We start from the raw sequence: 10463 nt of genomic DNA, 5'->3' as shown, positions 1-10463 counted from the left end.
CTGCAATCGTCATTTCACCCCTCAGCCCAACCCAATCGGCTACCCGCCCATAATCCCGCGCCAAGCCGTCGAGATGTATCTGGATGGCCACAGCTTCCGACGCATCGGGCGCAATCTGCGTGTCAAGTGCGCAATCCGTGGCCAACTGGGTCAAGTGCGCCGGTGAACGTGCCTTGGCTGCCCCCATCCCACAGCTCCCAACCGACGACTAACCGATCGTCAAGCTTGAGAGCAGTTCACATTCGTCGGGAGTAAAAAAAGGCGACGATCTCATCACGCAGGTCGAGCGCCGGCGCGCGCTGCGTAATGAGCAGGTAGATACTCTATCCCGCTATGAAGCGGTGTTACAGGCGGTGGTGGATCAAGCGCCACGGGCATTTCAGTATTGCACCGACGGCTTCAGTGGGTATGCTGCTTTAGACTACAGTGGTAGCATCTTCCGGTTGCGCCGGGCAAGTCGCAGACCTATTCAGTTAAAGCAAGTCTCGCCGAGTTGCGGGGGCTCTTGCTCGCTTAGGCCGACGGACGCGGTGCTTTTCGCGGTGTGTGTAGGAGCTATGGCGGTCGGTTGCGTCGTTTGTGCAATGCTGGAATCGGCGGCATCCCTTCAAGCAAGCGCATCCGGGTTATCAGAGCTATCCGCGGGACTACGCAAGTATTTGGGTTTAGGCACACCCGGCTACCCGCCTAGAATCCAGCGCCAAGCCGTCGAGATGTATCTAGATGGCCACAGCTTCCAACATATCGGGCGCAATCGGCGTGTCAAGTGCGCAATCGGTAGTCACCTGGGTCAAGTGCGCCGGTGAACGTGCCTTGGCTGCCTCCATCCCGCAGCCCCCCAACAGACGACTAACCTATCGTCGAACTCGATGAGCTATTCACATTCGTCGGGGGTAAAATCACGCAGGTCGAGCGCCGGACGCGCTGCGTGATGTGTTGGTAGATACTCTATCCCGCGATGAAGCGGTGTTGCAAGCGGGGGTGGATCAAGTGATACGCGCATTTCAGTCTTGCACTGACGGCTTCAGTGGGTATGCCGCTTTGGACTAGCGTGGCGGCTGTCTCTAGTTGCGCCGGGCAAGTCGCAGACCTATTCAGTTGAAGCAAGTCTCGCCGAGTTGCGGGGGCTCTCACTCGCTTAGGCCAACGGGTGCGATGCTTTTCGCGGTGTGTGGAGGAGCCACGGCGGTCGGTTGCGTCCTTTGTGTAATGCTGGAATCAGTGGCATCCCTTCAAGCAAGCGCATCCGGGTTATCAGAGCTATCCGCGGGACTACGCAAGTATTTTGATTTAGGCGCTCCATAATCCTGCTGATAGGCATCTGGTAACAAATATTCATTTCCCCTAGTCAATCATGGAGCACCATATTACTTAATAGCAGGATAGAGTTGTGCTTAAGTTTAGGCAGTAGAATTGGAAAATAGCGGAATAAGCTAAGGTATGATCACAGTGTGTTTGACCTATTTAGCGCCTGATTGAATATTTAATTGGTAAACTGTTCTAGATACGTTTCAAACAGCGCCATAAAAGCACTTTTTGATTAATGTACACAGGATTTATAGATGTGGAAAGAACTGAGCTGGAATAATCAGTTAAATAGCAATGGCGTAGATTATCATATGTTATTTATGTAACATTTTAATATTTATGACCTCCTTTTGTTGATTACCAGGCATTAAAATAACTGACAAGAATAAGATGTAGGTGTTATAATAAAGGCATGGAAGCGCAAACAGATATCCTAAAAAATGCTCATAACCTAGCCGTTAAAATATTAAAAAGAGAACTAGATAATGATAACAGTGAGAAGGATGATATAAGTATATGCCTTGAAAGGATATGTTTGGATTTAATTGATGATGACGAGTTATGCGAAAAATATCATAAAGGCCAATTAAATCATGGCAGTGAAGAATACATAGCATCTGCTTATTTGGGTAGATAATTTAAAACATGTTTTTAAACTCAATAGAAGATCCAAATTCAGATAATGAATTTGAAAAATATTTTAATTATCTACTAATATACCTTGATATGAAAAAAATAAACGAGGAGGAGTTTGCTGAACATATTTGCTATCTTATGCGATCAGTTAAATGGCGATATTTTTTAACCACTCTGATTGATCATCCACAGTTTCCTATTAATTTAAGAAAATTTATAAACGGCAATTTAATATTAGCAAACCATTATATTCATGACCTTTACGATGAAGGTCTATCTTTCAATTAATCTTAATATCCAACAGAATCCCAGCTTTTTTCTGGCTAAAATACTTGCGATTTCGCCCTGATGGGATTAAAATAGATGTATGCAGACCCCACCATCCGTCCTGTTTGTCGAGTTCGTTATCGATTCTATTATCTCTATTGTAAACAAGAAGGCGCACCTAAACAGCTATAGCTTTTTAAGCGCCATAAAAGAAGTTAAAGAGAGTATAAAGAAAAATAATGCTTTTTTATTTCACGATAATATAGATCCATGTGAAAATTTATTCGTCTTTGTTAAATTGATGTATGAAATTACAATAGGTGTGCCAGAAGATAATGTATATGAAAATATAAGAAAAGAAATACAGAGAATACCATCGGCACTTGCATGGAAAGCTGCATTTGCACAAGCAGTATGTGAAAATATATGCCAGTGGGAAATGATCTCATCCATTGCAGAAATTATATATATCAAGACTTTTATGTATGATGATGGTGCGGAAAATCGAGTTTTCAATTATATTATAGAACAATATGCTAAGAATATCCATCACAAGATACCAGAAGGGATTATTAAAGAGATAAAAGAACTTAGCAACCAAATAAAAGATATCAATATATGGGAAGATGCTTTCTTGGCTGCATGTCGTTACAATAAACTCAGCTGGGCTTACGTCAAAGCAGTGGCATTGAATAACAATAAAAGCAAGGAAAGAAGCAGGCCAACACATAAAAGCAGAAAAGTTCACTACGGAAGCGTAAAGCTTATGTCTAACGATGATACCCAAACCGAGCTAGCTGAAAAGTTAGCCGAAGAAAAATTAAAGTTCTTTAATGTAGATTAAAAATTATACGGGGTTGTTCCTACCTATGTATGTCAAAGTTATTCCGCTTGGATTGCCTTATGACATCCCTTTGATCTATTTCGCTGATACAAAAGAGGATTTGAAGGATCAACAAGCGTATCTGGCAACATGTAATCTAAGAGATAGGCTCATACCATGCATTGTGATTTCTTCATCAAGCGAATATCATGAAAGCGCCAAAACTATTTATTTAGACAAAAAATACGAGATACCATATAGTTATATAGAATCCGCTAGTCTCCTTAACAGTCTTTATGGTATACCATTAAGTCAGTCACTTTTATTTCTTTATCCTCATGCACCCAAATTGATTAGTAATTATGAAATAGTAAATGAAATGACAGACGATGTGAAAATGACTGCGGAAGAAATGAGGATTTATGATTTTATACGGAAAAGTAGAAGAGGATCTTTAGGGGAGCAGACAATTAAACAGTATATAGGCAAAGAAATCAATCCGCGCAATTTTGAGAAGGCTATCAAAGATCTATGCAAAAATAATTTAGTTAATAAAACTTATAGCATAAAGAGATACCGTATTAATCCCAGCAGAATGATTGTTTTCATGAATAATCACAATGGACACACTGATGATAAGTATAAAGATGCCTTGAAACAACTTAATGATAACCCAGGGATATCACTAGAATGGTGGATGATTGAAAATGGATTATCTTATAAGGATATCCATCAACTAGATAAAAGGGGGATTATTCGTTTGATGCTTGGCGCAGTAGCTTCTAAGAATCACGGGCAAGAAAATAATTTTAACGGAAGAATTAATTATAACAATACACAAATTTACAGCACAGGCTATCAAAATTGTTATTGGATACCGATATCAGATGCTAATGCTCTTAACAGTGCCCTTCTGAGGATAAAAAAAGAAAACCAAGATCACTATTCTAATATCTGTGTTCCCAATGGAATATGTGGGATAAATGTGGCAAAAAATATAAAGGATATGAGATATATATATACAGAAAAAACACCTCTGGATTTAAATGATTATGGACAAATTGCTCTATTTTCAGCACCTTGGGCCACCATAGGAAATAATCCTGTTGCTTTTATCATAAGTGATAATAAAGCGGATTATCAGTATGGCAGAAGGATAATAAACAACTTCATTGGTTTTATGATATATAACCTGCGAAACTCAGTGAATGCAACTATGAATATGTATTTGTTGTGTCCGTTTATTCCATATGAGTTTTTATATAGCAAAAACTATCTACCAACAGAAAAGCACTTTTGTTATCCAGATGTCTTACGTCCGGATAAAAAAGGCTATCAAAAGATAGGAGAAATAATTCTGGATTACATTAAAAGCGGCAAGAAAATATTGATGATAAAGGATTTATGTTTTAACCAAGTGGCAAAAGACTATGAGAATAACATTGAAAATATAACTAAGAATACATCAGGACGTATAAATTGGTCTATGGTCACAAATATGCAGCCCTCCTCTTCATTGTCATTTACTTTTTATCGCTATATATCTGGCCAGTATCCATATAATGATTATTATGATGCCGTTATTTTTGTTTACGCGCAACCAAAGAATATTTCTCATGAATCAAGAGAAACTGCGTGGAGAAGGGCGCTTTATGCTATGTCCTTATTCATTCACGCAAGACCTATTATTTTAGATGTTTATGGCACATTCGATTATGATCTATATTTACAAAGTGTTCGATATCTCATTGATTTAAGAGCTAAGAACAATGATGTATATCATTCAATTATAGTGCGCAATTATAATCAGGAAAGATGCAAGAAAGAAGCTATTGATATTTATCAAAATATCATAAAAAGCGGCATGATTAGTACGTCACCCACTATGTATAAAATTGACTTAAAGAATAAACTATTCGAGTACATTATTCGTGTGAAAAACAAACCGCCCTTACTATACGATATATTATCAAGATTTCTAAATGTAGACTTCAGAGTTTACATAGGTAATTCCTATCTTTCATCATTCTATTAAATTTATAAGCAATTTCATTCATTATCATTTCAAGTGCATGGCAAAGATTATGTCGTTTTATTTTTTTATCAATATCAAGACGAACACACTGTCATATAATTTAACCTAGAATTATTTCGATAACAAATAAAGATTGCATCAAATTTTTAAGTTAATTAATTTTACCTTTAATATTTTATCTTTATTTAGACGCAAACGATAATACTCTTATACCATTGCTATTGACAAAACATGCTTATTTCAAAGCTAAAACCCAAATGAAATATGTTGTATTTTGGTATAACTAAGAAAATATGGCCTTGTTCTTTTGCCTTTTTTGTGTTATATTCAATACTTGATCACTAATTAAGCTTGTTTTTATGTGAAGGGGGTATAATATTAGTATATGAAGAAGAATGAAAGAGCGTTGCTCATCCAGAAGACGATAAGTCTAATCAATCAGAATCCAAAGATTAGACCTTGCGATGTGGCTCGCGAACTTGAAATAAGCCACTCAACTGCTACAAATATACTCAAATCAGCAATGGCGGTGGCAAGTGGGAAATTGCCCTTAGAATTAGCTATTTGGCCTAAGGGTAATAATCAGGGCCGTCCTAAAAAATATATTATCCTAGAGATATCTTTGATAAAAAATTACATGCAATGTACAGTAGAAGAGCTTTTGAAAGCTAAGAATATAGTTTTGAACTGATGAGTTTCTCAGAAAAAGAAATACAAAAATTGGCCGAGTATTTCATCAGTGAATTACATGTTTACAAAAAAAGAAAGACCACAATATACGGATACAAACGTGCAGTGCATATTTATTTATGCTACATCAAGCACGCCTTTGATAATAATTTAGATATTAACACGGATAACTATAGATTATATTTACAAAAACGCCATGGATACAGTTTGAGCACAATAAATTACTATTTCAAGATAGCCAACAAATTTAATGAATATTGTTTTAAACACGGGGTAAAAATCACCGAGGTTAATTTTTACACAAAGTTTGGCCGGAATAATTCAATAAAAAGTAACCGCGCTACATTGATTGAAGGACAATTTTTATACCATTTAGTAAATCATGATGTGTTTAAAAACAAATGGCATGATTTTGTCGTAAAAGCTGCGATAGTTTTGATTTCACACATACCTTTACCGATCAGTGCTATTGTGAACTTAAAGTGGTCAGATATTTCTTTTATAGAAAGCGGCGTTGTTATTAATATAAATAGCAATATATACAATATAAAAGGAAGATATGCTGAAATTCTTATGGACATGCGTCGCACATTTCCTCATCATTTCTATGTGTTCGGTTTTTTAAAGCCGATAAGTTATACATGGATATACCTGCTATTTAAGAAATCAATAAACGAGACAAGCTGCAGAATAAATCTGTCTGATTTTAAAAAGCTTTTTAGCAAACCATATTAAAATTAGAGCATCAACTTTATATTAAACATTAGTCTAATATAATAAAATAAAAATTAATTAATGCTAAAGATCTGCCTTGTATATATCTTCATTTAGAGCGAAAATTATGTAGATTTAAATAAACCGCTGCAATGTTAAAATATAGATCGCCTTTGTGTTCAATGTGTAGCGGTTTCTTTGTGCTTTTAATGCTTAAATGCATTGCATAAAAATTTGGACTAAAAAATTCTTCCTCTTCTTAATAATTCTCCAACTGCTCCAGAATAACTAAAACAGAAAATAAATGTACTATACGCTATTAGCAATAATATTTTTTCACCGACATTCATCTTTCGTTTCAGCTGATTTATAGAAAATAATGATAATCCACCGATTTTAAGAATACGCTTTAATATAATTAGAAGAAGATATGCTGCTATCATACTTATACTTAATCCACCTACATAATAATATTCTCGCATAGTTAATTCCCTCTGATAGAATATACGATATACAATCAAAACAACAATCACTGATAATAATAAAAACAAAAACATAGGTGTTTTAACTCTAATATCATTGTTTTTATAGTCAACCTCCAGGTAATAAAAATTTAAAAAACACGCCAATGGATTTATAGATGCTATACATATAACTATATGTGACAAAACAATATAATCTATAAATGCCATAGCCATACTAATCACAGCGATAATGCAAATTAATATAGTAAGAATAATACCTATTAGTGTAAGTAATGGCCTTGGTTTTACATCAAATTTTGCTATCAATCTAAATATAATAGAACAAGGTGCGATTGCAAGTAAAGAAAAAATAATAGATGTAATGCTCATTACTGATGCTGCCATTTTGAATGATCAGGCAACCCAAAGATAAATATATACACTAAAATTATCATCAAAAATAAAATATGCGGAAAAGATATAAGCAAATTTGCCACTCTAAACAACTTCAATACTTCATCTAAATCATCGAAACTAAGCGATATTTCTTCTTGATATGCGGTTAAGTCGTATTCTTCCATATCTAGATCCAAAACATTCTTAGTTTACGGAAGCCTGTTTAGTTGCCATCTTTTATTATAGCAGATCTGGTCTAAAATAGTTATAAGTACTAAGTTATCCAAGCTTTTTGTCGGCAATGATCTTAAAAAGAATGCTATTTATACTATAGTATATTAATGAATAAAATAATAAATGAATGATTTTTTAATGCGTTGATCTGGAAGCAATGATACTCCAAATATATCAAGATGGCTAGGCACAGGATTAGAAAAGAATATCGCACGAAAACATTCGGATTATCTAAAGCTAAAAACACAGGTCATGATGATACTTTTTGACCTCATATCTACGTCTTCAGAGACATCGGGCGCAATCTACCTGTCAAGTGCTCAATTGATAGCTGACTGAGTCAGGCGCATCCGTTATCGTGCTTTGGTCCATAACTCCACGCTCTTCCAACAGAAGAATAACTCATCGTTGAGATTATTAAGCTATTTACATTCGTCAGGAGTAAAAAATGCGGCTATCTCATCAATCGTGTTAAGCAAAATACGCGCTGCATGATGAACTGGTAGATACTCTATACGCGATGAGGCCATGATGCAGGCAATGGTGGATACAGAGCAACAGGCATTTCAGTACTGCACAGACGGCTTCATTGGGTATACTGCTTTAGGCTAACGACAGGGGAATATCTCTGATTACGAAAACAAGTCGCAGACCTAATCGGTTGAAACAAGTTTTGCGGACTTTTTGTGAATCTCGCTTGCTTAAGCTAACGTTCGCGGCGTTTTTCGCCGTGTGTGTAGGAACTACGGCGGTCGGTCGCGTCCTATGTGCAATGCGGGAATTGACATCAGCAATTCAAGTAAACGCATATGAGTTATCAGAGCTATCCGCAGGATGAAGCAAGTATTTGGATTTATGTACTACCTACAATTATTTATCGAATTCTCTCTAAATGCAATCACAAGTAGCTAACTATGTAAAGTGCATTGCTGAGCGTACTCTCATTTCTATCACACTGCACATAACGTATTGTTAACTATATTTGTTTGATTGATAAACAAATCACATCGCCTAGATTAAAAACTCTCTTCCCGAAAATATTTGAGAAGTAGTTGACTTTAAAAACAATGGGGTTTACTTCACGCAGCTAAACTAAAAACATCTCGTCGTTTATTGTAGAAGTAAACTTACTAAGAGATATTATCAATTCTGATATTGATGGATGATCGGGTGAATTCGTCGTTATTGTTTTTATTATTTTATGCATAATATCACCTTGGCCTAATTCCATCAATACATTCATTATTGCTTTAAGATGATCTTCTTGACGTGTACTTTTTATTACCTCCAATGCCGGTTGAATAATATTTTCCTGTGGTATAAACTTGAGAATCTCCTTATCTTCAACCTTGAAATCTTTAGCTAAGATATGTGCATTTTGGTATAAAAATTTAAAAGCCGAGGGGTTTCCACTTGATAAAACAATGTCATTGATTTTATCTGATAAATTGTATGTAACTACTATATTCTTGATAAGATGGTCAGCAGTTGGGTTGTTATTTTCCATCATTTTATAAACACATAGCATCAAAACCTTACGATTTATTGATTTAATTTTATCTTCGTTTCTTATCAAATATTCTGCTGCTTTATCTGGAGATATATATATTGCCATCCTTAGGCTATAATAAAATTCATCTTGATTTAGTCTGCCATCTAATATTTTCTCAATTATATCCCATCTCTTTTTCAATTTAGCGTACTTGAATAATAACTCCTCTATATCATCAACGTTTTTATCGCAAGCGAGTAATCGGTCAAAAGCTTTGATCATCTCAATCAAATTATCTTCGCTAATTAATTTAGCTACAAAGCCGGGATATTCATAGTTAAAAACCTCCCCGTAACCTTTTTCGATAAACTTTTGAATGGCTTTGTTAATTAAATCCTTATCCATGCTATAAATAGCTGCGTCCAGGATTTTTGTATTAATGGAATTATCTGAAGAATCTATCAATTCGTGTAATTTATTAATACACTCTTTCGACCCTGTTTTTCCGAGAGCTATTATTATATCATCATCAAGCTTAGGCTGCTTAGATATTAGTTTATATATTTTTTTGCAGCAATTATTTAGCAAAAACTCGAACCTTTCTTTGCTATAATGTTTACCCCTCAAGATGATACCCTTCGACGCGTCGAGCTTACGCAGACGATAAACAATGTTACTCAGGGCGAGTATCAAAGTCTTTTTATCTTTAGGATCATGCCAATTCCGCTCTAATACATAGAAATCAGCAAAATCTCCATATTGTATAGTTTGGTTTATTATAAAATCTTTTACATAAATAGATAAATATAAATATTTCTTCGCTTGCTTTATAAGAAAGCCTTTATAAATCTTGCTTATTATACTTGCGCCCATGTGATATCCTATAGTATCAATTTCTGAAATAAATTCCATGAAACTAGATAATGACCCCAGTTCATCTTCATGCGAGTAATAATTAATTCCTTTCTTTAAAAATTTAAGTACATCTTTATAAAACCCCAATCGTGCTAATAGAATTAATCTTCCAACAGATGAATGGTATTTAAGTGAATAACCACCATTTTGTTGATAATCTTTTTCAATCCTCTCTATCAATTTTCTTCGAACCACCTTGTTTTTTCTTAATCCAATGGCAAAAAATTTTATTATATCTGCCCTGATCGATTTGTACATGAAGTCAAGTGTGGATATAGCTTTATCCAGATAATAAGATTTTCTATACCTAATGTAACGTGATATGTATAAAGCAGCTTTAATTTCCTCTTCTGCCTTCTTGGATAATGGTGGTATAATTTTATCGCAATATTTGTCTTTCATCTTGGCTAAAAAAGCAATGGCTGCAATTATTTTTAATGGATTATCATCGCTGTCATATAAAAATCTCATGTAATATATCACCACCCT

The 10463-nt window shown here is 35.3% G+C and carries 11 protein-coding genes; 7 read left to right on the top strand and 4 right to left on the bottom strand.

Annotated features, from left to right (window positions below):
• The coding region (locus tag NZM04_00865; GenBank protein ID MCS7062596.1) for a hypothetical protein at positions 1-255 on the top strand (255 nt) is incomplete at its 5' end.
• Between the two features lie 468 nt (positions 256-723).
• Positions 724-873: a hypothetical protein gene (locus NZM04_00860; GenBank protein ID MCS7062595.1), complete on the top strand. Its 150-nt coding sequence runs from the start codon at positions 724-726 to the stop codon at positions 871-873.
• Between the two features lies 1 nt (position 874).
• On the opposite strand, the gene NZM04_00855 is transcribed toward NZM04_00860, so the two are convergent.
• Positions 875-1003, bottom strand: a complete 129-nt coding sequence (locus NZM04_00855; GenBank protein ID MCS7062594.1) for a hypothetical protein — start codon at positions 1001-1003, stop codon at positions 875-877.
• A 717-nt stretch (positions 1004-1720) separates the two neighbouring features.
• Here NZM04_00855 and NZM04_00850 point away from each other — a divergent pair.
• The 5 genes from NZM04_00850 (at position 1721) to NZM04_00830 (ending at position 6494) form a co-directional block, all read left to right on the top strand.
• The gene (locus NZM04_00850) at positions 1721-1945 is read left to right on the top strand and encodes a hypothetical protein (GenBank protein ID MCS7062593.1); all 225 of its coding nucleotides are present in this window, start codon (positions 1721-1723) and stop codon (positions 1943-1945) included.
• Positions 1946-2311: 366 nt separating this feature from the next.
• The gene (locus tag NZM04_00845; GenBank protein ID MCS7062592.1) at positions 2312-3055 is read left to right on the top strand and encodes a hypothetical protein; all 744 of its coding nucleotides are present in this window, start codon (positions 2312-2314) and stop codon (positions 3053-3055) included.
• A gap of 25 nt (positions 3056-3080) precedes the next feature.
• A complete protein-coding gene (locus NZM04_00840) occupies positions 3081-5069 on the top strand; it encodes a hypothetical protein (protein MCS7062591.1) in 1989 nt (662 codons plus the stop codon).
• Positions 5070-5454: 385 nt separating this feature from the next.
• Positions 5455-5760, top strand: coding sequence for a hypothetical protein (locus NZM04_00835; protein MCS7062590.1), 306 nt, complete (start codon positions 5455-5457; stop codon positions 5758-5760).
• Entirely contained in the window at positions 5760-6494 is a 735-nt protein-coding gene (locus tag NZM04_00830; protein ID MCS7062589.1) for a hypothetical protein, read from the top strand. The genes NZM04_00835 and NZM04_00830 overlap by 1 nt, the downstream gene beginning before the upstream one ends.
• Positions 6495-6712: 218 nt before the next feature.
• Here the strand turns inward: NZM04_00830 and NZM04_00825 are convergent, their stop codons facing one another.
• From NZM04_00825 to NZM04_00815, 3 genes are all read right to left on the bottom strand, one after another.
• On the bottom strand, positions 6713-7342 hold the full coding sequence (locus NZM04_00825) for a hypothetical protein (protein MCS7062588.1): 630 nt from the start codon (positions 7340-7342) through the stop codon (positions 6713-6715).
• Positions 7327-7518, bottom strand: coding sequence for a hypothetical protein (locus NZM04_00820; GenBank protein MCS7062587.1), 192 nt, complete (start codon positions 7516-7518; stop codon positions 7327-7329). The genes NZM04_00825 and NZM04_00820 overlap by 16 nt, the downstream gene beginning before the upstream one ends.
• Positions 7519-8654: 1136 nt before the next feature.
• Positions 8655-10463: hypothetical protein (locus tag NZM04_00815; GenBank protein ID MCS7062586.1), on the bottom strand; the 1809-nt coding region annotated here is incomplete at its 5' end.

The sequence above is a fragment of the Candidatus Methylacidiphilales bacterium genome (assembly GCA_025056655.1).
Classification (GTDB): domain Bacteria; phylum Verrucomicrobiota; class Verrucomicrobiia; order Methylacidiphilales; family JANWVL01; genus JANWVL01.
The sequence above is the reverse complement of the archived record's forward strand: the minus strand, read 5'-3'. Positions and strand labels throughout refer to the sequence as shown.

Excerpts from the sequence above, each read along its gene's own strand:
- NZM04_00860 (MCS7062595.1), top strand. The coding sequence starts at position 724 with ATGGCCACAGCTTCCAACATATCGGGCGCAATCGGCGTGTCAAGTGCG.
- NZM04_00855 (MCS7062594.1), bottom strand. The coding sequence starts at position 1,003 with ATGCGCGTATCACTTGATCCACCCCCGCTTGCAACACCGCTTCATCGC.
- NZM04_00850 (MCS7062593.1), top strand. The coding sequence starts at position 1,721 with ATGGAAGCGCAAACAGATATCCTAAAAAATGCTCATAACCTAGCCGTT.
- NZM04_00845 (MCS7062592.1), top strand. The coding sequence starts at position 2,312 with ATGCAGACCCCACCATCCGTCCTGTTTGTCGAGTTCGTTATCGATTCT.
- NZM04_00840 (MCS7062591.1), top strand. The coding sequence starts at position 3,081 with ATGTATGTCAAAGTTATTCCGCTTGGATTGCCTTATGACATCCCTTTG.
- NZM04_00835 (MCS7062590.1), top strand. The coding sequence starts at position 5,455 with ATGAAGAAGAATGAAAGAGCGTTGCTCATCCAGAAGACGATAAGTCTA.
- NZM04_00830 (MCS7062589.1), top strand. The coding sequence starts at position 5,760 with ATGAGTTTCTCAGAAAAAGAAATACAAAAATTGGCCGAGTATTTCATC.
- NZM04_00825 (MCS7062588.1), bottom strand. The coding sequence starts at position 7,342 with ATGGCAGCATCAGTAATGAGCATTACATCTATTATTTTTTCTTTACTT.
- NZM04_00820 (MCS7062587.1), bottom strand. The coding sequence starts at position 7,518 with ATGGAAGAATACGACTTAACCGCATATCAAGAAGAAATATCGCTTAGT.